The following is a 25,620-nucleotide window of genomic DNA, read 5'->3' as shown; positions in this document are numbered from 1 at the left end:
GATTTAAAAACTAGCTATTCAGCAGCTTTTCGCCCTTGGCGATCGCTTCATCGATGTCGCCAACCATATAGAAGGCTTGCTCAGGATACTTATCCAGCTCACCCGACAGGATCAGCTTGAAGCCCTTGATCGTGTCTTCCAGGGTCACGTACTTACCAGGCGAGCCGGTAAACACTTCCGCCACAAAGAACGGCTGCGACAGGAAACGCTCCAGCTTCCGGGCGCGGGCCACCGTCAAGCGGTCTTCTTCAGACAATTCATCCAGACCCAAAATGGCGATGATGTCTTGCAGTTCCTTGTAGCGTTGCAGGGTGGCTTGCACCGCCCGAGCCGTGTCGTAGTGATCGCGACCCACGATCGCCGGTTGCAGCATCGTCGAGGTCGAACCCAACGGATCCACAGCCGGGTAGATTCCCTTAGCGGCCAAGCCCCGGGACAACACGGTGGTACCGTCCAAGTGGGCAAAGGTGGTTGCCGGAGCGGGGTCGGTCAAGTCATCTGCGGGCACGTAGACAGCTTGAATCGAGGTGATCGAGCCTTCGGTGGTCGAGGTAATCCGCTCTTGCAGGTCACCCACATCCGTACCCAGGGTGGGCTGGTAACCCACGGCGGAGGGCATCCGACCCAGCAGCGCCGATACTTCCGAACCGGCTTGCACAAAGCGGAAGATGTTGTCCACAAACAACAGCACGTCTTGCTTGTTGGTGTCGCGGAAGTATTCAGCCATGGTCAGACCCGACAGGCCAACACGCATCCGTGCTCCCGGCGGCTCGTTCATTTGGCCGTAAACCAGCGCAATCTTGGACTCCTTCAGGTTCTCCTCGTTGATTACGCCCGACTCCTTCATTTCGTTGTAGAGGTCGTTCCCTTCGCGGGTTCGTTCGCCCACACCGGCAAACACCGACACCCCACCGTGCTGGGTGGCAATGTTGTTGATCAATTCCATCATGATCACGGTCTTGCCCACGCCAGCGCCGCCGAACAGACCGATTTTGCCGCCGCGACGGTAGGGGGTCAGCAGGTCAACGACCTTGATCCCGGTTTCGAACACGGAGGGCTTGGTTTCCAGTTCGGTCAGCTTGGGGGCTGCCCGGTGGATGGGAGAAAATTCAGTGGCTTCGACGGGCCCTTGGTTATCAACGGGTTCGCCCAAAACGTTGAAAATGCGGCCGAGCGTGGCTTTACCCACGGGAACGCTGATCGGTGCACCGGTGTCTTGGACTTCCATGCCGCGCACGAGACCATCGGTGCTGCTCATTGCCACAGCACGGACTTGTTGGTCGCCGAGCAACTGTTGCACTTCGCAGGTCACAGAAACTTCTTGACCGGCGCGGTTCGTTCCCTGGACTTTGAGGGCGTTGTAAATGCGGGGCAATTTACCGCCGGGGAACTTCACGTCGATCACGGGGCCGATGACTTGCGTGATGTAGCCGACGTTGGTTTTTTCAGTGGTGGTGACCATGCTCGAGCCTGTGAGTTTATCGCTTCAATGATCTGGGTTGGCTTGCTCGCAAATCCAGTGATCGCGCTGTCGTGGTGGGAGGCACCGGGCGATCGCTGATTGGGGTGCGAGCGGTTTTTCAAACTCGGTGTTAACGGGGCGAACCGCACTGAAGGTACGCCAGCGCGCCTTCATCGGTATTTTTGCCAAGTATCAGATTATCACCGATGCGCCACAGGTCACTGTGAATCCCTGGGGGGCGATCGAATCCCAAGGTTGGGGATCGAGGAACTGGGAAATTATCGGGCGATCGGGACGCTCTGGTTTTGCGAATTGGCGACTCCTGGGGGGCGCAACAGGGCGATGCCGCTGGGGGATGAATCTGGGGCGATCGGGCGGGTGCTGACGGGTTTGGAGGGGGTCAGTGCTGAGCAGGGAAACTGTTTTCGCCTCAAAATTCCTCGCCTATACTCGAAACAGAGGAATGATCAGGGGGTTCAGCGGCAAAGGGAGCTGAACTGCATCAGCCGAAATGTGGGATGTGGATTGATCGGCTGGGAGGTTCCTGAAAGCTCCCACGGGCAATCAATGGGCGATTAACCTGGTGATCGACTCAATGACCAGTGATTGGCTTCGATTGGCTCCGTGATCAACGCCCAGCGATCAGCACTAAATCAACATCATCCAGATCAACATCATCCAGATCAACACCATTTGAGCTTGGGTACTTTACCTAGTAAGGGCCGACTCCCCGAATGGCTCACGAGCTAAAGATTTGCAAACGCGCAAGGACAGTCGGTCAGAAATGACCCATAACTGAACACCCACACTCAACGAGGACAGTACGGTGGCTGCAACAAAAACTCAAACTCCCGAGACCGAGAACGGTGTTGCTCCGAAAAACGGACTCAGCACGAACCAAACCGAAGCACGGCCCTGGGGATCTTTTACGGTGCTAGAAGAGGGACGCGGCTACAAAATCAAGCGCATTGAGGTGGGGCCCGGCCATCGCTTGAGCTTGCAGATGCATCACCATCGCAGTGAGCACTGGATCGTTGTCTCAGGCACGGCGCGTGTGGTTTGTGGCGATAACGAGATCATGCTCACGCCCAATCAATCCACCTACGTTCCCCAATGCACTGCCCACCGGCTGGAGAACCCCGGCACTATTCCCCTGGTGTTGATTGAAGTGCAGAATGGGGAATATTTGGGCGAAGACGATATTGTTCGTTTTCAGGATGACTACGCCCGCACCCCTGCTGCTAAGTAGGGTAATTGCTTCGATTTAATTTTGATTTGTCTTGCTTGATTGGTCTTGATTTGGCTTGCCCTGATTTTGCATTGAGTCTGTTTGCCTGGGTTTGCCTAAGATCGTGAACGCTGTTGCTATGGCAAGGGTTTCAGGGGTGGCTCTTGGCGTTTGGCGAGCCAAATCACACTTCGTTGACCGCATTTTTTAAACCATTTCTCAAAAATTCTGTTGATTATCCATGTTGGTTCTGTCTGCTGCGGCCCAAGCTGAGGTTCAACGTCTTGCTCAACAATGGGGACTGGAGCAAGGCTGGTTTCGGCTGGAGGTGCGATCGGGAGGATGTCGCTCCTTAACCTATGTCTTGCAGTTCCACCCACCGAGCCAGGCGATCGGCCCTGATGAACAGGCCCTTGAAGGAGATGGTTGGCGGGCGATCGTGCGTGATCATGATTTGCCCTACCTACGGGGCTTGACGATCGACTATTCCGAAGATCTGGTGGGTGGTAATTTCCGGTTTCAAAATCCCAATGCTCGCAACAATTGCAGTTGTGGGCACTCCTTTGACCATGGCGAATCGTAGCCGATCGATGTGTTTGGTTAAGGGTTGAGGGCGATCGTCTCGAAACCATGACCACCGCAACGGCCGAGAAACGGCAAACCCTGGCGAAACGCCTGCCTAGGGAAGCCATTCCCAGAAAGCTGTCAACCTAGCTACGCTTCATTGACAAAGGTAACAGCCCATCCGTATAGTTATAGACCGTGACATTTTATGACCCCATCGAATATCTAGAATCTGCCGGTGCAGTAAGCCCATGCCCACGATTCAGCAACTCATCCGATCTGAGCGCGCCAAAGCTAAGAGCAAAACCAAATCGCCAGCGCTCAAAAGCTGTCCTCAGCGCCGCGGCGTTTGCACGCGCGTGTACACCACCACACCCAAAAAGCCCAACTCTGCCCTGCGTAAGGTGGCACGTGTTCGCCTAACCTCCGGCTTTGAAGTGACAGCCTACATTCCGGGCATTGGGCACAATCTGCAAGAACACTCAGTGGTCATGATTCGCGGTGGTCGGGTAAAAGACCTGCCCGGCGTGCGCTACCACATCATTCGCGGAACCCTTGACACTGCCGGCGTTAAAGATCGTAAGCAAGGGCGATCCAAGTACGGTGCGAAGCGCCCGAAGCCCCAAAAATAATGGTGGTTCCGTAGTCCCGGGCCGGCACTGTTAACCGCAACTCCAACATGGTCAGTTCAACCACTGAAATTGCTCATAACGAAGTTGCCGGTGACTGCTCGGGTGCTTGGTACGCAAAGGAATTAGAAAATCGCGGTTAGCCATTTCAGGCTCCCAGCAAGCACCCATGCAGCCCCCTGACTGAGTGCTGACTGGGTGGCAGATATTCATGGACTTTGCGACACCAAAGTTTTAGTTTGCTTGTTCACGCTCTGATTGTGACCTAACGGCTACTGTTATATGTCTCGTCGCACAACTGTCAACAAACGCCCTGTTCCCCCTGACCCTGTTTACAACAGCCGCCTGGTCAGCATGACCGTTCGCCGGATCATGAAATCCGGTAAGAAGTCGGTTGCTTCCCGGATTGTTTACGATGCCTTCAAGCTGATCCAAGAGCGCACTGGCTCGGAGCCGCTTGATGTTTTCGAGCGGGCCGTGAAGAACGCAACGCCCCTGGTGGAAGTGAAAGCCCGCCGGGTGGGTGGTGCGACTTACCAAGTGCCCATGGAAGTGCGGAGCGATCGGGGCATTGCCCTGGCCCTGCGCTGGTTGATCCAATTTGCTCGCCAACGCGGCGGCCGCAGCATGGTGAGCCGCTTTGCGAATGAAGTGATGGATGCGGCCAACGAAACGGGTAGCGCAATCCGCAAGCGCGAAGAAACGCACCGGATGGCGGAAGCGAACAAGGCCTTTGCTCACTATCGCTACTAGGTTTCGAGAGTTTCGAGCGTTTGTCACGATGATTCATCGGCTGACAAATGGCTCAGTGCTTCAGTCCTCATGAGTTGGAAACTGAGACAAGCGCTTTGGTGGCAGTGGGGTTCGATCGCACTCTAAATAGCGATCAGCCCAATCTGTTCCCCCGGCGTTCTGTCTTTGTTTCGATTACTTAACAAGGATGTAACATGGTATCTGCGATAGGAGTCCCAGGAGGTTAAAGTGGCCAGATCGATTCCGCTCGAACGAGTGCGAAATATTGGAATTGCCGCCCACATTGATGCGGGCAAAACAACGACGACCGAGCGGATTCTGTATTACTCGGGCGTGGTTCACAAGATCGGTGAAGTTCACGAAGGAACTGCCGTCACGGACTGGATGGAGCAAGAGCGTGAGCGTGGGATCACGATCACCGCTGCGGCCATCAGTACGAGCTGGAACGATCACAAGATCAACATCATTGATACGCCTGGTCACGTGGACTTCACGATCGAGGTGGAGCGCTCCATGCGGGTGCTCGATGGTGTGATCGCGGTGTTCTGTTCGGTGGGTGGCGTGCAGCCCCAGTCAGAAACGGTGTGGCGGCAAGCTGACCGTTACAAAGTGCCCCGGATCGTGTTCGTGAACAAGATGGACCGGACGGGTGCGAACTTCTACAAGGTCTATGGTCAGGTGCGCGATCGCCTGAAGGCCAATGCAGTGCCGATTCAAATCCCGATCGGGGCTGAATCCGAGTTGCGCGGCATTGTTGACCTGGTGAAGATGCGTGCCTACCTCTACACCAACGATCTGGGCACCGACATCCAAGAAACCGATATTCCTGAAGATCTGGTTGACCTGGCTGATGAATATCGCCTGAAGTTGGTGGAAGCGGTTGCAGAAACCGACGATGTCTTGACCGAAAAGTATCTTGAAGGCGAAGAGCTGACCCAAGAGGAAATCAAGGGTGCGCTGCGCAAGGGCACGATTGACGGCACGATCGTCCCCATGCTCTGCGGTTCTGCCTTCAAGAACAAAGGGGTTCAACTGCTGCTTGATGCCGTGGTGGACTACCTGCCCGCCCCGATCGACGTGCCCCCGATTAAGGGTCTGCTGCCCGACGGTTCGGAAGTGACCCGTCCGGCCGACGACAACGCGCCCCCGGCAGCCCTGGCCTTCAAGATCATGGCTGACCCCTACGGTCGCTTGACCTTCATCCGGGTCTACTCCGGCGTGATCACCAAGGGTAGCTACGTCTACAACGCCACCAAGGGCAAGAAAGAGCGGATTTCGCGCTTGATCGTGCTTAAAGCTGACGAACGAATCGAAGTAGACGAAATGCGTGCTGGCGACCTCGGCGCAGCCCTGGGTCTGAAGGACACCATCACCGGCGACACGATTTGTAGCGAAAGCGATCCGGTCATTCTGGAATCCCTGTTCATTCCTGAGCCGGTGATCTCGGTGGCCGTTGAGCCGAAGACCAAGCAGGACATGGAAAAACTGTCCAAGGCCCTGCAATCCCTCTCGGAAGAAGATCCGACCTTCCGCGTCAGCATTGACTCGGAAACCAATCAAACCGTGATCGCTGGGATGGGTGAGCTGCACCTCGAAATCCTAGTAGACCGGATGATGCGGGAATTCCGTGTGGAAGCCAACGTGGGTGCGCCTCAGGTGGCGTATCGCGAAACCATCGGCAAGGCTGCCAAAGCAGAAGGCAAGTTTGTCCGCCAGAGCGGTGGTAAGGGTCAATACGGCCACGTGGTGGTTGAAATTGAGCCGGGCGAACCGGGGACGGGCTTTGAGTTCGTCTCGAAGATCGTCGGTGGTGTGGTGCCGAAGGAATACATCGGCCCTGCGGAACAGGGGATGCGCGAAGCTTGCGAATCCGGTATCCTAGCAGGCTACCCACTGATCGACGTGAAGGTCACCATGGTCGATGGGTCTTACCACGATGTGGACTCGTCGGAAATGGCATTCAAAATTGCTGGCTCCATGGCTGTCCGCGAGGCGGTCATGAAAGCAGCACCCGTCCTCCTCGAACCTTTGATGAAGGTTGAGGTTGAAGCTCCTGAAGAGTTTCTCGGTGACGTGATGGGGAACCTTAACTCCCGTCGCGGTCAAATCGAAGGGATGGGTTCCGAGAGCGGAACGGCCAAGGTTGCTGCTAAAGTACCTCTGGCAGAAATGTTTGGTTATGCCACCGACATTCGCTCGATGACGCAAGGCCGCGGTATCTTCTCGATGGAGTTCAGCCAATACAGCGAAGTTCCTCGCAACGTCGCTGAGGCGATCATCGCGAAGAGTAAGGGGAACGCATAGCAAGGAAAAGGAACGCACAAGACTCATGGCACGCGAAAAGTTTGAACGGACTAAACCTCACGTCAACATCGGGACGATCGGTCACGTTGACCACGGCAAAACGACCCTGACCGCTGCAATCACCATGTCGCTGGCGGCTCAAGGGAAGGCCAAGGCTCGTAACTACGCCGACATCGACTCCGCACCGGAAGAAAAAGCCCGTGGGATCACGATCAACACGGCTCACGTGGAATACGAGACCGAAGATCGTCACTATGCCCACGTGGACTGCCCTGGTCACGCGGACTACGTGAAGAACATGATCACCGGTGCTGCTCAAATGGACGGCGGCATCCTGGTGGTGTCGGCGGCTGACGGCCCCATGCCCCAAACCCGTGAGCACATCCTGCTGGCTCGCCAGGTGGGCGTGCCCAACCTGGTGGTTTTCCTGAACAAGGAAGACTTGGTGGATGATGCTGAACTGCTGGAGCTGGTTGAGCTGGAAGTCCGTGAACTGCTGAGCAGCTATGACTTCCCCGGCGACGACATCCCGATCGTGATTGGTTCGGCTGTGAAGGCTGTGGAAGCCCTGACCGCTAACCCCAAGATCGCTCGCGGCGAAAACGAGTGGGTTGACAAGATCCTGAAGCTGATGGATGAAGTGGATGCCTACGTGCCCACTCCTGAGCGCGATGTGGATCGTGACTTCCTGATGGCGGTGGAAGACGTGTTCTCGATTACGGGTCGTGGTACGGTTGCCACCGGCCGGATCGAGCGCGGTATCGTCAAGGTGGGCGACACGGTGGAAATCGTGGGTCTGAAGGACACCCGCAGCACCACTGTGACCGGCGTGGAAATGTTCAAGAAGTCCCTGGATCAAGGGATGGCTGGGGACAACGCTGGTTTGCTGTTGCGCGGTATCCAAAAGGAAGATATCGAGCGCGGCATGGTGCTGGCGAAGCCGAAGTCGATCAGCCCCCATACGCAATTCGAGGCTGAAGTGTACGTGTTGACCAAGGAAGAAGGCGGCCGCCACACCCCGTTCTTCGCTGGCTATCGTCCTCAGTTCTATGTGCGGACTACGGATGTGACCGGTCAAATCACGGCTTACACCGCTGACGACGGCTCGACCGTGGAAATGGTGATGCCCGGTGACCGGATCAAGATGACGGTTGAGTTGATCTGCCCGGTGGCAATCGAACAGGGGATGCGCTTCGCTATTCGCGAAGGCGGCCGGACGATTGGTGCTGGCGTGGTTGCCAAGATCGTTAAGTAGTTGTTGGTTCATCTGAGCTAGACACTGTAGGAACGCTGAATTCAGCGTTCCTACGGCTGTCTTCAGTCAAACCCTGAACCTTGAAAATTTGAGTCTTTACACCCCCTGAGTCTTTGAGTATGGCGACGATTCAGCAACAGAAAATCCGGATCCGCTTGCAAGCTTTCGATCGGAAGCTGTTGGATGCTTCCTGCGAAAAGATTGTGGATACGGCGAACCGCACGAGCGCAACGGCGGTGGGCCCGATTCCGCTGCCGACGAAGCGCAAGATCTATTGCGTGCTGCGTTCTCCCCACGTAGATAAGGATTCGCGTGAGCATTTTGAAACGCGCACTCACCGCCGTGTGGTTGATATTTATCAACCGTCGTCGAAAACGATCGATGCTTTGATGAAGCTCGATTTGCCGGCTGGTGTGGATATTGAAGTGAAGCTCTAGAGATTTTCAGTAGGGCGATTGATCGCCAATTATCCCTAGCAATTTCAATCAGCAATTACCAGCAACTGCCAGTAATTAAAAAAGTTGCCAGTGTTGCCAGTAATTAAATGCTGCGTTGGTTGAATTGCCCAGTGGGGAATTGAGTTTGTTACTCAAGCTAATGCTTCAGCGCCCGAGAGTTCATGTAACTCTTGGGCGTTTTGGATTGATTTTGGATTGACTTTGGATTGAGCTTGAAGCGACTAGGGCTGAGTGGCTTGACTGGCTTGAGCGACGGCCAGGGCGATCGCCTGGGGAAAAATCAAATGCTCTTGGGTTTGGATTCTGGCGTGGAGCGTTTCGGCGCTGTCGGTGGGGTAAACAGGAACAGCAGCCTGCATCAGGATGGGGCCGCTGTCCACCTCTAGCTCCACGAAATGCACCGTGCAGCCGGTAATTCTGACTTGGGCGGCGAGGGCCTGTTCAACGGCTCGAATGCCGGGAAAGCTGGGCAACAGGCTGGGGTGAATGTTGATGGCCCGCTGGGGAAAGGCGTTGACGAGGGTTTCGGTGGCCCGCCGCATCCAACCGGCCATGGCAACCCATTCCACTCCAGCGGCTTGGAGCGCTTGGACAACGGCTGCGTCAAACTGGTTGCGATCGGGGTATTGGCGATGGTCGAGGAGAACGGCGGTCACGCCCCAGCGGGCTGCCCGGGCGGCGACTTTGGCCCCGGGATTGTTGTAAACCAGCACTTTCACCTCTGCCCGTAAGCGGCCATCGGCGATCGCCTCCATGATGGTTTCAAAATTGCTGCCACTTCCTGAGGCCAATACGCCCAGGGCGATCGGGGGCAGGTTTTGATAGAGCGCTAATAGGTCACCGGACAGTTGAGGGGAGACCAAGTTAGGCTCGGAAGCGTGATCGATCGGAGCCTCGGTCATAGTTCCAGCCATTGCGAAAAATCAGCACGATTGTAGGCTCCGCTTGCCCGAAAGGGAAGTGCTAGAATACGCGACTGCGAAACAAACTGGTGCTTTACGCGGCGCAGCGCAGGAGGTGTGCTGTTTATACTCGTCCTTTGGCTCGATTAATTGAGCAATTGCAACGGCTACCGGGCATTGGCCCCAAATCTGCCCAGCGGTTGGCGCTGTATCTGTTGAATCGCCCGGAAGCGGAAATTCAAACCCTGGCCCAAACGCTGCTGGATGCCAAGCAACAGGTGGGCCATTGCCAAGTTTGCTATCACCTCTCGGCGGAGCCGGTTTGCGAGGTTTGCAGCAACCCGAACCGCGATCAACAGACGATCTGTGTGGTGGCGGATTCGCGGGATCTGATTGCGATCGAGCGCACTCGTGAATATCGTGGGCGCTACCACGTTTTAGGCGGGGTCATTTCCCCCATGGATGGCATTGGCCCCGAAAGCCTGACGATTCAGCCCCTGGTGCAGCGGGTGCATCGCGAAAAGACCCATGAGGTAATTTTGGCGATCGGGCCCAGCATTGAAGGGGAAACTACCACCCTGTATCTATCCCAACTGCTCAAGCCCTTTACTAAGGTGACCAGAATTGCGTTTGGGTTGCCCGTGGGGGGGGAGTTGGAATATGCCGATGAGGTGACCTTGGCCAAGGCTTTGGAAGGGCGGCGCGAGGTGGAATAGTTTCTGATCATTACTGGTAATTACTGGGGTGATTACCTGGGCGATCGCTCGGGCTGGGGAGAGGGAGTCAGGTTTGCTGGATGCTTCTACTAGCGTGGCTGCCTTAATTCGCTGGGTTAAATTACATGGCTGTTACCGTCACCAAATCGTTAGGCAGCAAGGGGCTTAAGCCCCTTGTTACCACGACTGGCTCCGCAACTTTGACCCAATGTATTAAGCCTGCCATGCTACTACTGCTAATTTGTTTCGATGCTTTTCTGAAGTTTCTCGCTCCCGATCGCGATCGGGAGGCTGAATTGAAACGTGCTGCCCTTGCCTAGCTCGCTGGTCACCTCCATTTCACCCCCCTGAAGCTCCACCAACCGCCGAGAAATGGATAGACCAATTCCCGCGCCAGTGGATTGGCGACCCTCATGGCGGCAACGACTGCGATCGGCCCGCCAAAATCGCTCAAACACATGGGGCAAATCTTCCTCAGAAATGCCTTCCCCCGTATCCGTGACCCCGACCCAAAGGGCGCGTTCATCCTTGGGGTTGGCCCAAAGGCGAATTGAGCCACAGGTGGTGTGGCGTAAGGCATTGCCCATCAGATTCAGCAACACCTGTTCCACCCGATCGGGGTCGGCAGCCACGAGCGGCAGCACAACCGGACAATCCAAAATTAACTTTGGTTCGTCATCAAATACCTGATCGGCAATGCGGTTAATGATCGATTCCAAAAGGGGCCGCAGATCGATCGACTGCACATGAATTGGTAAATAGCCCGTTTCTGCCCGTGATAGTTCTTGAGTGTCGCTCACCAGCCGCTCCAGTCGCTTGGTTTCGCGAATCAGGCGATCGAACAAATCCGGCGTGGGATCAATGCGCCCTTCACTCAGTTCTTCAAGATAGCCCCTTACCACCGTCAGCGGTGTGCGCAGTTCATGGGTCAGGTCGCTGATCAAATCCCGGCGGCGCTGCTCCGTGCCTTCTAAGCTCGTGGCCAAGCGGTTGAAACTACTGCCCAACTGATTCAGTTCTGGAATATCACTGGCTTGAATTCGGGCATCCAGTTCCCCCGAGGCAAACCGCACAGTCACCTCTTCCATGTGCTTCAGGGGCCGCGCAATCCGCAAAGCCGCCCAATAGCTAAAGGCTCCTGCCGCCGTGGCCCCAACCAGCGCTGACCAAAGGGTACTTTGCTGCAACACAAACCCAAAACTGTTCACCAGTTGGGTGCGGGCATAGCGCAACCGAAACCCCCGCACCTCCAGCTCATCCAGCTTCCAAACAAAGGTTTTGGGGGACGAGAACCAACCCACCAACGCAAAGCTACCGATGCTGAGGAAAACCACCAGCAGGTGGGATAGCAACAGGCGCGATCGCAAGTGGGGGCGAAGTTTGGTCAGGTCGGTGAGCAGGGAGTTCAAGGGCGATCGGGGGGGTGAGGGTGGATTGATGTGGCTACCGGTCCGGGAACTGGGGCAGCTCATTTCATTGTGCCAAGGTCGATCGGCTTCGTGGCCCCGGTGACGTAAATTCCAAGGTCGATCGAGAGGTCGATCAAGAGGTCGATCGATCAAACGCTGGGCAATCGTGGGCATCGCTGGCTACGATCGAGCAATCATCCAACTTTTCACCACATCATCGAAACCGGCGATTCAACATGCCATTGCGCAGGCGATGGGCAAGGTGACCATGAAACGACGCGGGCGGCACTGGCCGCTTCAAACCTGGCAACGCTGGTTACTCACTGCCCTGGCAGAAATCTTGCTGGGCTTGTTGCTCTTTGCGATCGCGCCGTTCTTTCTCAATTCCCATTGGCCCCTCTTGGGGTTTGCGATTGTGTTGGGCGTGCCGATCGCCTGGGTTGGATCGCTGGGTTATGGCCTGTGGCGGTGGCTGGATGCTCGACGGGCCCGAACCCTGTTGGCGCAATACGATCCGGTCTATCGGCGGCTACGAACGGTGCAATTATTGGCGATTTCTTCACGATCGGTGGAGGAGGCGATCGAAACATTGCAATTGCTCAATCAGGATGAAACCTATCGTGTCTTGAACCGATCACCCTTGGATTTGTTGCAGCCTTTTCCTGATTGGGAAACTGATCGTCAACGGCTGATTTCCCATGTTGCCGATCAGTCCCAAGTCGTTAAACCTACTCACCGATCGCCCTAATCACTGATCGCCCTAAAAAGATGGCTTAATGCAAGCTTTGTTTGAAATTAATTTTTGATTGATTTTTACCAACAACTTGATTGATTACCTACTGAATTCATGATTAATTCTTGATTAATAAATCCTTTACTTAAAATAATTGGCACGCCATATCGCAAATGCCATGAAGCAACGGTTCGGTGGGCACTGCCCACCCTACGGGCTAGCAAGTGCTTCAAGACACTTTTCAGCCATTCTTTTAACTGATTTTTAATTGAGAGTGAGAGCGTCAACCATGAAAAAATTTCCAAAACGAGTCATCATCCAAACTTCGCTGCTTGCCCTGCTTACCTCAGCCCTTAACGCCTGTGGCATCATTCCCGGAACCAGCATCACCACCGTTGAGCCAGGGTATGCCGGCCTCAAAATTCAACTCTATGGTGGCAGCAAGGGAATTGATAAAGCTGAATTGGTTTCGGGGCGTGTTTGGTTTAATGGTTACACAGAAGAAATCGTTGTTTTTCCAACCTTTGTCAATACCTATCCTTTCACCAAAGAAACAACGGAAGGCTCACCCGTTGATGAGTCGATCGTGTTTTCTGTGGCCGGTAGTCCCGTTTCGGCTGATGTGGGTCTATCGTTTGGTTTTTCTACGGAAGTAATTCCCAACACCACCAAAACCAGACTGCATGAGTTTTATGAAACCTATCGCAAAACTCCCGATCAATTTCGGGCGAATGAGCTGAGAAATGGGTTGAGAAATTGTTTTTCGGAAGCGGCAGAAACCTTAGCCCTGACTCCTGTGCAAGTGCCCACCAGCCAGCAGCGATTGGTGGCAACGGTGCGGGCCTGTGTGCAACGACGCTTTCAGTTCATCACCGTTCAAGATGTGTCCCTCTTGGGGCCGTTGCGGCTGCCCCCAGACATTCAAAAAAGCATTAACGAACAGTTTGCGGCCCAACAGGCGGCCCAAACGGCTGAGGCCAATCGCCGCAAAGTGGAAGCAGAGGCGGCCTCCAATGTGGCGAGGGCCAAGGGAGAGGCGTTGGTGACGATCGAGCAGGCCCGGGCGGAGGCGGAGTCCAATCGCCTGCGGGCGGGTTCCATCACCCCGCAATTATTGGAGTTGGAGCGGTTGCGGGTGGAACGAACTCGCATTGAAAAGTGGAACGGTCAGCAAGCCCCAACCATCCAAACGCCCAATGTTCAAATCGGCGGTTCGGCGGCGGGTTCCAAGGCTCCTTAGATCTGATGTTCAAGATCTGGCGCTCAAGATCTGGCGCTAACTATGGGCAGGTTGGCCAAATGGCGACGGCGCAGGACAGCAAACCTCGATCGGGGCTTGGGTTTGGGGATGGCGGAAGGCGAGGGTTTGGGCATGGAGCCAATAGCCACAGTCGCCGGGCAGGGCGATCGCCTCGGGATCCCTTGGGGCCTCCGGCGCGATCGGGGTCAGTTGCGGTTGCCCACCGGCCCCATAGAGTGGGTCGCCCACGAGGGGAAATCCGGCGGCGGCTAAATGAATCCGAATTTGGTGAGGACGGCCCGTGAGAATGGTGACCTCGACCAACATTTGGTCACGATCCCGCCGCAACACTTGGCAATCGCTGCGGGCAAAGGCTCCATCCGGGGTGACCCCGTAAAGATGCCCCAATTGGGGGTGGGGAATTTTGCCGATCGGCTGCTCAATCCGAAACCGATCCATGGGAGCGTTGCCCACTGCCAAAGCCCAGTAGACCTTATGCATTTGTCGATCGCGCATTTGTTGGGTCAGGTGCGATCGGGCCTGGGGCGATCGGGCCAACAACACCAAACCGGAAGTGCCGCGCCCCAGTCGGTGAATGGGCACAGGGCTGGATTGTGGATAGCGTTTTTGTAATTGCCGCAACAGGGTATGTTCCAAAAAACCCCCCGCCGGCATCACGGGCAAGCCAGCGGGTTTCGCCACCACCAACAGATCGGCATCTTCATAGAGCACTGCAAAATCCAGGGGCACGGTTGGTTCCACCCAAGGAGGGCGATGGTAGGTTAACCGTTGTCCCGATCGCAGAATTTGCTGAGGACTGGCCGGGCCATCTTCGACCAAAATTTGACCCGCCAAAATTCGATCGCGCCAAGTCTGTTCCGTGGAGTGCCGATAGTGTTGGCTATAGTAGGCCAAAAGGGTGAGGCCCGCCGCCGCGCGATCGACCCGATCTTGATAGACCCAACCCTGATTGAGCTTGCCGATTTCTCCCGCCATTCAGATACACAAACTCGGATATTCTTGGATATTCAAAGACGGTCGTTACTTTGGGGTGGCGACTGCGGAAAATGTGGCAGCTCCTCATTCAGGCAAACCCACGAAGCTGCGCTCGATGTCCAGATGTCCAACGCTGGATAAAAGTTACTTTGATCATCAAGCGTCGTGAAGCGTATGGATGTGAAATCGGGCCTTGCTTCGCCGGTTGCGAATAAAGGGCTACCGCAATTTGGACAAAAGCTGCGAGTTGTTTGAGCACCACTAGAGGCGCGAACGGAGTACGTGCTTGGAGAACCCGTAACCCTAATGGACTTTGTGGAGACAACCACGCCAGATGCGAATGGCGCTCCGCTAGATTGCTGACAATCGCGACAATGGCAATTGAGCATCGCCATTGGTTGGCTAGAGCACTCGTAGCGTATGACACCGCACGCACAGCCACCTGAAAATGGAACGTTCATAAAAGCCTTTTCTTACTTATGTCTCATAGCGCTTTGAGGCTCAACTATGCATTAAACAACCATCAAAGGCGCGATCCTCCAATCAGAATAATTCCACCAAAGGCGCAGAACGTCCCGATCGCCACTCGCAAAATTCGCTGGCGACCGGTCACCTCTCGAAATAACCACAGACCCCAAGCCGCATTCACCACAATCGCAAACTGAGTTAGGGGCATTCCCACCGCCATTCCGAGGCGATCGACCGCGAAAAAACTGCCCACATTCGCCACATTCCAAAGCATTCCCGAGCAAACCAACGCCAACAGGCTCGATCGGGGCAACTGCCGCAACACCCGACCGCCCCGTTGCCCAGCCAACAGACTCGCTGTTCCCAAAATTCCAAGGGACATAGACGGCACAAAGGCGATCGGGCTTTGGGCCGCAAAGGCAAAGGGGACTGATTGCGATCCAAACAGCAACCCCACCACGCCACAAAGCCACCAGCCCTGATTCTGGATTTTGGGTCGGCGGCTGGGCTGCTGGCTCGATCGGTTAACCGGTGAATTGGTCGATCGAGGGCCCGGGGGTTGCGTTCCGTCCGGGCGATCGGGCCAATTCATCAGGGCAATTCCCGCCACCAATAGCGCCACTCCCCCAACGGCCACCGGCAACAACACCGGCTCCCGAAAAAACAACGCTCCCCAAAGAAACGAAACCCCAATCCCGATCGTGGCCCACAGGGCCAACCCCCGCGCCAATCCCAAGGCCCGCACCACAAAAATGGAGCCGTAATTGCCCAAGGCCCAAATCACCCCCGCCAGCAGGCCCCAACCATTGGGAATCCAAGCTCCAGAGGCGATCGCCAACGGAATGGCTAACAGCACAATCCCGATCGCCATGCTCAGTTGCGCCGCCAAGGGATCCACCGTCGGTAGCCGCTTCACGGGCACTAGATACGACCCCCAAAACAGCGCCGCCACCGTTGCCCCCAACCAGCCCACGCCAGGGTGCGCCATCCCCACCGGGGCGATCGAACTAGCCGCCAGCGTTGCCGCCATCCATCCTGTAACGTCCAAAAGCCAAACTCTCCCGGTCAGCATTCCTAACCCGGAGATGATGGCACAGGCTAGGCACAGGCCAAGCGCGGTTTTTCCAAAAAACAGCCTTTGCCCGCCAGGTCGCCAACCAGTAGCCGAAAATTAGCCGAAAATTAGCCAAAAAAAGGTGGGCGAGTTGACTTTGCTCAACTCACCCATGACCTACCGAACCAAATCCATATCCATTGCTCGATCGAACCGGCGAATGGAACTTCAGCCCAATTGAAAGGTTCACCCGCCAGTTTGATGGCTAGCGATTGCTAACGACTAGCAATCGCTAGCCACCACCTACTTCAATCATCCGCCCATTCAATCATCTGCCTGCTGGTGAGTGGCAACCCATGGCAGCATCACTTGATCGGTCTAGCTATCTTGCTGACGACGGCGGGACACCAAGCCCAGAGCCGCAGCAGCAGCCAACGACAGCATCACCGAAGGCTCAGGCGTTGCCACCTTCGAGCCGGAAACACCACGAACCACAAACACCGTGTCGTTATAGTCCAGGTCACCGCCGGTCACGATGTCTTCAAAGCCCATCAGAGTCCAACCATCGCCCAAGTCGTAGGCAATCATGTGTTGCAGCTTGTCGCCATTGCGGTTGGCATCAGCGCCCAAGAAGTTCCAAGTCCCGGTGCCATAGACCTGATCCGAAGTGATGCCAGCGTAGTTTTCGCCACGGCTGTAGCCATCAGAGTTCAGGAAGAAGTCAATCACGCTGCCTTTGCTGAAGGATCCGAGGCTCACGCCTTGACCCCGCTTCAGGGGGCCATCAGCCTCAGCCAAAATCGATTCCTTGGAAGACACATCATTAAAGACCGTGCTCAAAGGGCCATTGTTGGCGGAAAAGAGCAACTGGTTGCGATAAGCAGCACCTTCGTTGATGAAGTAAACTTCCAGCGAATCAGCAGCACCCGACCACTTCAGGCTGTTGGGGTTAATTTGCGAGAGTTCCAGCGCCGTGAATGCTTTGCGCTCCTGTTGGACGTAAGTATCAAATTTGGCCAACTGTTCGGGAGTTAGTTGCAACGCGCGAGCAGCGGAGGCAGACATGGTGCCGACGAGGGTAGCCGCTGCGAGGACAAAGCCTTTCCAAATAAAACCTTTCACGATTTAAATCCTCCTAGTCCTAATCCGAATGTTCTTGGTGAGCAGTGGTAGTTTTGCTGGAATCGCTTTTCCTGACAGCACCCTTGATGTCGATCGCGCCCACTTACCAAACCGGTGAATGATTTAGTCCGCTTGTTTTGCCTGGAAAAGCACGCGCTCTTTTGGGTTCTTGATTTACTTGTACTGTGTTTACGAAGGCCTGTCTAGCGTTTTTCTGGCTCTTGGCGGAATCTTTAATTGCAAGCTAGTTTTATGAAGCCTATTTAAAGTTTAAAGATTAAATAAAGATCAAATTTAAAAAGGCTAAAAGTCTTTATAGGCAAAGCTTCTGGCGATTGAGAATTTGAGAAAGTTTAAATTATGGTGACCGTCATCACGGGAAGTTTTTGTCAGAAATCACGAAGCCTTTAGGCGAAAAATTGATAACTCTGTTCAGGTGATTCTGCAAAAGTTGCTCCAAAAATCACTCCAAATTACTCAAGATTTTTGATTGCGATTTCTGATGCCATTGTCCTCTTGGGACTGATGAGTTGTCGTGGCTTTTGTGGCCAAAGGGCTGTTGAACTATTTCGGCTTGCGAGGGGCACGAAGAGGTTAGTAATCCTAAATGAAACGTTTTAGCCCGTTTTTCGGCTAATTCGGCTGTCTAGTGCCGGTTGATGCTGGTCTATGTTGGTTTTTTGCGCTGGGGAGTTGCGCGGCTGGGGCGATCGAGGGTTGCGAGTTGCCCGATTCGATCAGGGCGATGGATTGAGGAACTGTTGATTAACCCCAGCGGCTGGCAACCCAGGAGGGGCCATTGGTTTGAGATAATGGGAGCCGCGATGCTTTGTGGTTGCGGGAGGGCTTGAAGGATGGTGTTGGCAAGCTGGCTACTGGCGGGGATTGTGGGAGCACAGGGCTTGCCACCCGGAACGCCTGCACCAAGTCCGAGTCCGAATCTACGGCCCCAAGAGGTGCGATCGCTCCCGGGACATTTGGATGCGGTGCCTGTGCTGAATAGCAACAGCCCGGAAATTGTCCAGCAAGCGGGAATTTTGCTCTCGACCTTTCCCTCTGCTGGGATGCGCAGTCCCGAGGCACACCTCAACCAGGTGTTTCAAGGGCGGTTTGATATTTTTGCCCACCACATTGCCAAAGCGGCGGCAACGGGGCCGGATGGGGCGATCGACCTGCGATCGCTCTATGTGGGAATTGTGTTGGGCAACGCGGATCCCAATCGATCGGCAACGGTGCGAGTTCTTCAGGGGGCCAGTTATCTCAGCCAGCCCGATGCGCCGTTTATTGCGCTGCCGCCGATGGTTGATAACCCGATCGGCCAGGTTTACTCGGGCCCCGGCAGTCGAGCGGTGGATTGGGTGTTGCGCGGCCGCCGCCAAGCGGATTTGCCCGATCGGGTCACCATTCCCCCGGGCGAGACAGTGGTGCTGACCAGTTTGCCCATTCCGGTTCGATCGCTCAACCCACCCCTGAACGGTCGCTCAACCCTGCTGCGTCTGGACAGCGATCGCCCGGTTTATGCCGCCACCCTCGCCCGTTTTGCCCAGGCAACCTCCGACGGTGGAGAACAGCCCCCCACGGAAGCGGACTGGCGATCCACGCTCACCACCGGAACACTGTCAGGGCCGCGCGAACCGGTTCCCACAGCCCCCGGCGCACCGGGCCCCCTGCGCTATGGCCGGGTGGCCGGCGTGGCGATCGGGTCCCGTTGGCGCGCGATCGTTACCGATGGGCCCAACAACCCACGCCTCAGCATTCCCGCTCCCGGTGCGGCCTTTTCCTATGGTGTGAGCACCCTGGTTGCCGGTCGGTTGGGGACTGAGCAAGTGCAAACCGCCCCGATCGTGGCTCGCTACCCGGATACGGCCTGGGCTGCCCACGGCAACTACGGGATTGAATATGACCTCACCTTGCCCCTGCATAACCCCACAGCCCAACCGCAGACGGTGGCCATTGCCCTAGAAACGCCAGTGAAATTTGATTCGCCCGCGCCAGGGTTGCAGTTTTTCGATCCGTTGCCCAACTCGGTCTTCTTTCGGGGAACCGTCCGCATTCGATATCCCGACGATCGGGGATTGCCACAAACGCGATATGTACATTTGGTGCAGCGCCGAGGAGAACCGGGTCAGCCCCTCGCGACGGTGCAGTTGCCGCCCCAGGGCGATCGGCTCGTGCAAGTCAGCCTGATCTATCCTCCCGATGCCACCCCGCCCCAGGTTTTGACCTTGCAAACGCTCACGAATCCATAGCCTGAGTCAGGGATGATTCAGGGTATTTGGGGGCCATGATTTTTGTGGCTTCACTGGTTTTTCATTTTTGCGGTTTAGGATGCAATCAACCAAACCCCAAGCAGGATGACTCAGCCTGACATCATTTCTAGAGTCCCATCTAGCCCCAGCATCTAACTTTCCGCGCTCAGTGTTGTCATTTTCTTGGTGCGATCGAATCGATTGGCCTGAGTCAATGAAAAGGTTTTCTGTCTCCCTCGATTTTGAGCCACGCCAGCTACGGAAATCGAAAGATCAAAGCCAAGTCATCGATCAATTCGTCCTTCACCAATTGATTCTTTCTCTCAGCATTGATTATTCGACAATTATTCGATCTCAATTGCTAAATACTACAAACTACGATGACTAAATTATGATTGAGCAGTATGAAAGTTGGTAAATTGGTCTGATTGTGATGTTTTTGTGACTTCGAAATGATTTGACCGTCAAGTAATTATCAAAGATCATCGGAAATCAAAAATTAAATTACTGAAGCATCAAGCTTAAACCATCGAACAATGCTTATTTGTTTTCTTGGTTGAAAATTGAAGAAATAATTGTACGAAGACCTTTTTTAATGAAAAAATCTAAAATCTTCCTTTGAACCGAGTTTTCTTAAGAAATTTATCGCTATATTTTAAAATCAGGGTGCAGATCGATTCAAACACATTCAAACAGAAAAATATGTTTCCTTTAGATAGATAAGACTCAAGAAATTGCTCAACGATGGTCACCCTACCCAAAATTTGAGCGATCGCAGATTACACAGCAAAGATGAAAAACCAGTGAAACTGGCTGTAGTCTTTGATACTCGATCGCTCAGGATCTGCCTTGAAGTCGTTCCTTTAGGTGTCGAACCGTCTCATCAATTTCACGGACTGTCCCAAGAGTCCTTTACAAGTCCGCAACGAAGACAGTTTACTCAGTTCAGCGCTCTGGTGAAACCCGGGTCGTTGGTCAGGGTACGTTCAAGCTGTTGTGATATTGTCATGGCTTTTCATGGCCTTGAGATTGACCTTAAGCGGAAGACGTAAAGACGAAGAGTGAATGAATTGGTTGGCATTGAGTCATGATCAGAACTCAAAATGCATGGATCAATTTCATTCAAAAAATTTAAATTTTTCGAGAATTTTTCAATCAAGATTGTGAATTTTCAATCAAGATTGTGAATTTCCGAATACTCGTTCTGCCACAGTCTGGATGACCTTTCCTTGCTTGGTTTTCACGGTGAATTCGTGACCAATATCATGCGTTGGAACTGCCCATGACCCTTCTCTCGGCACAACTAGTCCATCATTAAATTTAGACGAGAGCGATCAAGTTCTCTCAAATTTATCAATCGTCCGGGGCATCTATTTATTTCCCCGTTAAAGGGATGCAAGACACATTGTTTTCTACCTTTCTGTGAGAGCTTCATGAGCACGCATCAATCAACACAATCGTCTGGGTTGACTACTCTGAGTATTTTTGCTGAGGGTTCATCATCGATGCAACGCCAAAGCAATGATCAAAATTGTGATTTGCAAGATCAACATTTTGATAGCTCATTGCAGTCCACCGATCGATCGATTGTTTTGTCTACGTCTTCTCAGTCACGCCAGCCCAACAACCTTGAATCCACCTTGGTTGTGATTGATGCAAGGGTAGAAGCGATCGACCAATTGATTCAGGGAGTGCAGCCCGGCACAAGGGTGCTGAAGTTGGAGCCAACGGCGGCAGCTTGGGCCCAAGTGACCCAAGCCTTGGCTGAAAAACCGGTTCAACAACTCCATGTGATTGCCCACGGTCAACCGGGCTGGTTGCAGTTGGGCGATCGGGGGTTGTCTGTGGCGGATCTGTCTCGGGATGTGCAGGACTGGCTGCGTCGCTGGGCCCTGTTGCTGAGCGATCGAGCTGAAATCTTGCTCTATGGTTGCCGCACGGGGGCCGGCATCCTGGGGCAGCAACTGATTGAAACCCTGGCTCACCTGACCCAAGCGACCGTGGGCGCGGCCACCAGTCCGGTGGGATCAGCCGATCGGGGTGGCTCTTGGCGCTTGGATCGATCGACCGGGCCCCTGCAATCCCCAGTGCCCTTCACGCAGCAGGCGATCGCCCAATATCCAGGTCTGTTGGTGGATCCCTGTATTCCCAACCAATTCCTTGGAATCGCCGACTTCGATAACTTTCCGGATTTGGGTCCAGGGGCTAACCCCAGGTATCCACAAAACGACCTGGTGAGGGTTGATCTAGCAACAGGTTTGGTTCAGCTTGAAAGAGCCAATGTCATCGGCGGCAGGGGTAGCGATGCTATTGCTAGAAAACCCGGCACAACTGAGATCTACATCCTTCCAAATTCTGTTTCTCAAGGATCGCCTGTCGGGGGGCCTATTCAAATCCTTGATCTGAACCCAACTAAGACCCCTAGCCCAGCATCCATTCCAAATGCGAGAACTTCTGGACGGTTGACCTTCGATGCTGCTGGAAACCTGATTGCTGGCAGCAATGACACTATTGAGTTCATTAACTCAGCCACTGGAGCCACAACCAAAACCTTATCGGTAACAGGCCCGGATCCTGCCGATCCCAGTAAGCTAGGTCCTTTACCCACAACTGTTAGTGGTGACTTTGCTGTTACTCCCGATGGCTCACTTCTAATAGTTTTGCGGAGCCCCAACACATCTGGCCACATTTACAAGATTCCTGCTTCTGAGTTGAGCAAAACGTCCGACAGTCCTTCTGTGCCGGTGCCAGTTTCGGCGCAACTCCTGACTAGAAACAGTTTTCCCTTCTCAGGTTTAGCTCTGGGTTACGATGGCAACTTCTATGCCACCACTACCACTGCAGATAGTGGCGGTGGGCTATATCGAATTGATCCTAATTTGGGAGGAGCAAACCCGGTAGCCCGCACCCGGATTCCGGCGGGAACCGTGGTTAACGGTGTGGCCCTCACCGCTGACCGGGCGATCAGCGTGGGCGACCTGGGAACGTTGCCGATCCAACCGATCAAGCCCAACATTAACCTCACCAAAACCGATGGGCTAGAAGCAGTACTTCCCGGCAGCACCATCACCTACAGCATTACGATCTCCAACACCGGTGGCTGCAACATTACGGCCCCGTTCTTGCTGAATCTATCCGATACGCTCCCGGCAGAACTGCTCAATCCCGTGTGGGATCCTAAGGTACTGGCTCCTCCCGGTATTGGCTTGGAACTCCCGGCTGAGGGGCCAATGCAAACCCAAACCTTTCGGGTGTCGGGTCGCCTTTCGGATACGGCCACTGGGGTGATCACCAACACGGCCCGAGTCTCCCTTCCGGCTGGGCTTTTTGACCCGGATTTTGGGCCCCTTGCTCCCCAGGTGCTTACGGCGACCGATACGACTCGAGTGCTGGGTGGTGTGAATACACCGCCGACCCCACGCAATTTGGTGTTGCCCTATAACCCCAATGGTTCCATTCCTTTGGCGGCGGCGGATCCCGATAGTGATCCGATTCGGGAATTTGTGATTACGGAAATTCCCCCGGGGAGTTCGCTGTTTTTGCTCGATCCACTGACGGGGGCGAAGGTTTCCCTGTCGGCGGGGCAATCGATTCCGCCGGGCAATGTCGGTAACCTGCGGTTTGAGTCACCCGATGGCAAAGGGTTCTTCAAGTACTCCGCAAGGGATGACAAGGGGAACCTGAGTCCAGATTCGGCAACGGTATTGTTCGATCGCCCGGAAATTATTGCCGAACCGCCGGTTCCCTTGAACGGGATCTTTAACGTGGTTCCCGGCTCGGCCACGGATTTGACCGAACCTCCCGAAAACGGCGTTGTCAAGTTTCGGTTGGGGGGACTGCCACCCACGGCGATCGACCCAAACAACGATTCCATCAAAAATTACAACATCACCCGCCTACCGACCTTGGGTGACTTGTACGTGGGCGATCCGTTCAATGGAGGACGCAAACTCACCAGCACGGGCCTCCTGACTCCGGAAGAATTCGGCAATCTGTTCTTTATCCCCCGGGCCGATTTCACGGGTAAGGACTTTCTGACCTTCGACGTGATTGATATCAAAGGCAATCGCAGCCTGATCAGTGGCACGATTTCCTTCATTGCGCCGCCGGGAATTTCGGTGGCCAGCACGCCGCCCACTCCGCCCACTCCGGTTAATACCGCTTTGGGAAATTTGCCCTTCTTCATCACCAGTTTTGCTGATGTGGCGGGTGTGGCCCCGAATTGCGGTTGCGTGGCCTCGCCGTTGGCGGCTTCCTGGCAAATTCCCAACCCTCTGATTGTGCCTGAGCTACCCGCGCTGGTGATTCCGCCGCCGCCCGAAACCGGCGGTAACCGGCTGCTGGGCACGCCGGGTAATGATGACTTGGTGGGCACCGCGTCCAACGATTTTGTGTCGGGGTTTGCAGGCAACGATCGCCTGCGGGGTGGCCCCGGCTCCGATGAACTGATTGGCGACCTGGGCAACGATTCCATTTTTGGTGGCTTGGGCAATCTCGCTGCGGTGGGTTCCGGGGTGGATGCCGATCGCCTCGGCGGGGGCGAGGGCAACGACCTGCTCAACGGCAATGAGGGTGATGATGTGGTCTTTGGCGGCAATGGCCAAGACATCATCAATGGCGGCAAGGATAACGATATTCTGCTGGGCGATCGGGGCAGTGACATCCTGCGCGGCGACCAAGGAGCCGACACCATCATCGGCGGCCAGGGTCGCCCGGATAACCGGCCGGATCCGAGCGATCGGGACTTGATCTTTGGCAATACCGAAAACGACGTGATCAGCGCCAATGAAGGTGAAGATACGGTGTTTGGCGGCCAAGGGGATGACTACATCCGTGGGGGCAAGGAAGCCGACTTGCTGCACGGCGATCGGGGTAACGACATCCTGATCGGTGACTTGGGCAACGACACCCTGATCGGTGGAACCGGTGTGCGCCTCATTGCCGATCCCAACGGCCAAGACCTGTTGTTTGGCTTGGGCGGCGATGACCTGCTCTATGGCAACGAAGGCCAAGACACCCTTTCCGGGGGCGACGGCAAGGACACGGCCTTTGGCGGCCGGGACAATGATTTGATCCTGGGCGATTTAGGCAATGACGTGCTCTACGGTGACCTGGGCAACGACACCCTATTGGGCAGCGGTGGCAGCAATGTCCCGATCGGGGGCGGCACGGACGATGACTTGCTCTATGGCGGTCGTGGCCAAGACAACCTGAATGGCGGTCAGGGTCAAGACACCATTTACGCCGGTCAAGAGGATGACTTGGTGTATGGCGGTAAGGACAACGATTTGCTCTATGGCGATAAGGGCAATGATGTGTTGTCCGGTGACCTGGGCAACGACACCCTGATTGGTGGCAACAACAACACGCGGGATCCCGATCACACCGGCAACGATCTGCTGTTGGGCGGCGGCAATGAAGACTTGCTGTTGGGTAACGATGGCAATGACAGCCTGGCGGGCGAAGATGGCAACGATACGGCCCGGGGTGGTCAGGGGAATGACTACCTCTGGGGAGGGGCTGGATTGGATCTGTTGATGGGCGATCGGGGCAACGACACCCTCTGCGGTGAAGCAGGCAACGATACCCTCTACGGCAACAATCCCGATCGGCCCCAGTCCGTTAGCACGGGTTCCGATAACGATGTGTTGTCCGGTAACGCCGGGAATGACTTGCTATTTGGCAACGATGGCGATGACCAACTGGATGGTTGCGAAGATGACGACACCCTTTTTGGGGGCAAGGGGAACGACACCCTCACGGGCAGTGCGGGCAATGACGTGCTTTCCGGCGATCAAGGGGATGATGTGCTCTTTGGGAGCGAGGGAATCGATACCTTTGTGATCGGTCTCAATCGCGGTTTGGATATCATTTCCGATTACCTGGGCAACAATGACCGAATTGCTCTGGCTGGTGGATTGCGATTTACCGATTTGTCCTTTGTTGAAGAGGGCAACTCGATTCTGATTCGGGCCGGCGAGACCCCGATCGCCCGTCTCCAGGGCATCCCCGCCTTGCAATTTGTGAATAGCCAGGACTTCATCTCGGTCTAGATCGAAGCCTAGATCAAATCGGTCT

At 54.9% G+C, this 25,620-nt stretch carries 19 protein-coding genes; 12 read left to right on the top strand and 7 right to left on the bottom strand.

All coding sequences use genetic code 11. The features are described 5' to 3' along the window. Nucleotides 1-10: 10 nt before the first annotated feature. The gene (gene atpD, locus AMR42_RS08300) at nt 11-1,462 is read right to left on the bottom strand and encodes a F0F1 ATP synthase subunit beta (RefSeq protein ID WP_099532986.1); all 1,452 of its coding nucleotides are present in this window, start codon (nt 1,460-1,462) and stop codon (nt 11-13) included. Between the two features lie 826 nt (nt 1,463-2,288). On the opposite strand from atpD, the gene AMR42_RS08290 reads away from it, so the two are divergent. The 7 genes from AMR42_RS08290 (at nt 2,289) to rpsJ (ending at nt 8,632) form a co-directional block, all read left to right on the top strand. After that, entirely contained in the window at nt 2,289-2,711 is a 423-nt protein-coding gene (locus AMR42_RS08290) for a phosphomannose isomerase type II C-terminal cupin domain (RefSeq protein ID WP_099532984.1), read from the top strand. Between the two features lie 220 nt (nt 2,712-2,931). Beyond that, entirely contained in the window at nt 2,932-3,273 is a 342-nt protein-coding gene (locus AMR42_RS08285) for an iron-sulfur cluster assembly accessory protein (RefSeq protein WP_099532983.1), read from the top strand. A gap of 232 nt (nt 3,274-3,505) precedes the next feature. Beyond that, nucleotides 3,506-3,886 (top strand): 30S ribosomal protein S12, encoded by a 381-nt coding sequence (gene rpsL / locus AMR42_RS08280; RefSeq protein WP_099532982.1) that lies wholly within the window; start codon nt 3,506-3,508, stop codon nt 3,884-3,886. A 279-nt stretch (nt 3,887-4,165) separates the two neighbouring features. Beyond that, a complete protein-coding gene (gene rpsG, locus AMR42_RS08275) occupies nt 4,166-4,636 on the top strand; it encodes a 30S ribosomal protein S7 (RefSeq protein ID WP_099532981.1) in 471 nt (156 codons plus the stop codon). Nucleotides 4,637-4,864: 228 nt separating this feature from the next. Continuing rightward, nucleotides 4,865-6,940 (top strand): elongation factor G, encoded by a 2,076-nt coding sequence (fusA, locus tag AMR42_RS08270; RefSeq protein WP_099532980.1) that lies wholly within the window; start codon nt 4,865-4,867, stop codon nt 6,938-6,940. Nucleotides 6,941-6,965: 25 nt separating this feature from the next. Next, nucleotides 6,966-8,195: an elongation factor Tu gene (gene tuf, locus AMR42_RS08265; protein ID WP_099532979.1), complete on the top strand. Its 1,230-nt coding sequence runs from the start codon at nt 6,966-6,968 to the stop codon at nt 8,193-8,195. A gap of 119 nt (nt 8,196-8,314) precedes the next feature. Further along, complete coding sequence (gene rpsJ, locus AMR42_RS08260) at nt 8,315-8,632, top strand: 30S ribosomal protein S10 (protein ID WP_099532978.1); 318 nt, start codon at nt 8,315-8,317, stop codon at nt 8,630-8,632. 242 nt (nt 8,633-8,874) lie between these two features. Here rpsJ and purN read toward each other — a convergent pair whose 3' ends face one another. Next, a complete protein-coding gene (gene purN, locus AMR42_RS08255) occupies nt 8,875-9,567 on the bottom strand; it encodes a phosphoribosylglycinamide formyltransferase (RefSeq protein WP_099532977.1) in 693 nt (230 codons plus the stop codon). Between the two features lie 77 nt (nt 9,568-9,644). Between purN and recR the strand changes: the two genes are divergently transcribed. Beyond that, nucleotides 9,645-10,271 (top strand): recombination mediator RecR, encoded by a 627-nt coding sequence (gene recR / locus AMR42_RS08250; RefSeq protein WP_099532976.1) that lies wholly within the window; start codon nt 9,645-9,647, stop codon nt 10,269-10,271. 236 nt (nt 10,272-10,507) lie between these two features. On the opposite strand, the gene AMR42_RS08245 is transcribed toward recR, so the two are convergent. Then, nucleotides 10,508-11,854: a cell wall metabolism sensor histidine kinase WalK gene (locus AMR42_RS08245; protein ID WP_234406841.1), complete on the bottom strand. Its 1,347-nt coding sequence runs from the start codon at nt 11,852-11,854 to the stop codon at nt 10,508-10,510. On the opposite strand from AMR42_RS08245, the gene AMR42_RS08240 reads away from it, so the two are divergent. Together AMR42_RS08240 and AMR42_RS08235 are read left to right on the top strand one after the other, a co-directional pair. Then, entirely contained in the window at nt 11,847-12,428 is a 582-nt protein-coding gene (locus AMR42_RS08240; RefSeq protein ID WP_099532975.1) for a hypothetical protein, read from the top strand. The genes AMR42_RS08245 and AMR42_RS08240 overlap by 8 nt on opposite strands. Nucleotides 12,429-12,702: 274 nt before the next feature. Beyond that, nucleotides 12,703-13,653, top strand: a complete 951-nt coding sequence (locus tag AMR42_RS08235; RefSeq protein WP_099532974.1) for an SPFH domain-containing protein — start codon at nt 12,703-12,705, stop codon at nt 13,651-13,653. 36 nt (nt 13,654-13,689) lie between these two features. Here the strand turns inward: AMR42_RS08235 and AMR42_RS08230 are convergent, their stop codons facing one another. The 4 genes from AMR42_RS08230 to AMR42_RS08215 form a co-directional block, all read right to left on the bottom strand. After that, nucleotides 13,690-14,649 carry an RluA family pseudouridine synthase gene (locus AMR42_RS08230; protein WP_099532973.1) on the bottom strand — a complete coding sequence of 320 codons (960 nt, stop codon included), beginning with the start codon at nt 14,647-14,649 and terminating at the stop codon, nt 13,690-13,692. A gap of 32 nt (nt 14,650-14,681) precedes the next feature. Continuing rightward, nucleotides 14,682-15,038, bottom strand: a complete 357-nt coding sequence (locus AMR42_RS21590) for a GFA family protein (protein WP_368670731.1) — start codon at nt 15,036-15,038, stop codon at nt 14,682-14,684. Between the two features lie 134 nt (nt 15,039-15,172). Continuing rightward, a complete protein-coding gene (locus AMR42_RS08220) occupies nt 15,173-16,165 on the bottom strand; it encodes a GRP family sugar transporter (protein ID WP_158234406.1) in 993 nt (330 codons plus the stop codon). Nucleotides 16,166-16,549: 384 nt separating this feature from the next. Continuing rightward, nucleotides 16,550-17,236 (bottom strand): DUF4114 domain-containing protein, encoded by a 687-nt coding sequence (locus AMR42_RS08215; protein WP_143472989.1) that lies wholly within the window; start codon nt 17,234-17,236, stop codon nt 16,550-16,552. 911 nt (nt 17,237-18,147) lie between these two features. Between AMR42_RS08215 and AMR42_RS08210 the strand changes: the two genes are divergently transcribed. Together AMR42_RS08210 and AMR42_RS08205 are read left to right on the top strand one after the other, a co-directional pair. After that, entirely contained in the window at nt 18,148-19,542 is a 1,395-nt protein-coding gene (locus AMR42_RS08210; RefSeq protein WP_099532969.1) for a DUF3370 domain-containing protein, read from the top strand. Between the two features lie 1,505 nt (nt 19,543-21,047). Next, nucleotides 21,048-25,595, top strand: a complete 4,548-nt coding sequence (locus AMR42_RS08205) for a DUF4347 domain-containing protein (RefSeq protein WP_158234405.1) — start codon at nt 21,048-21,050, stop codon at nt 25,593-25,595. Nucleotides 25,596-25,620 lie beyond the last annotated feature (25 nt).

The sequence above is a fragment of the Limnothrix sp. PR1529 genome (genome assembly GCF_002742025.1).
Classification (GTDB): domain Bacteria; phylum Cyanobacteriota; class Cyanobacteriia; order CACIAM-69d; family CACIAM-69d; genus CACIAM-69d.
The sequence above is the reverse complement of the archived record's forward strand: the minus strand, read 5'-3'. Positions and strand labels throughout refer to the sequence as shown.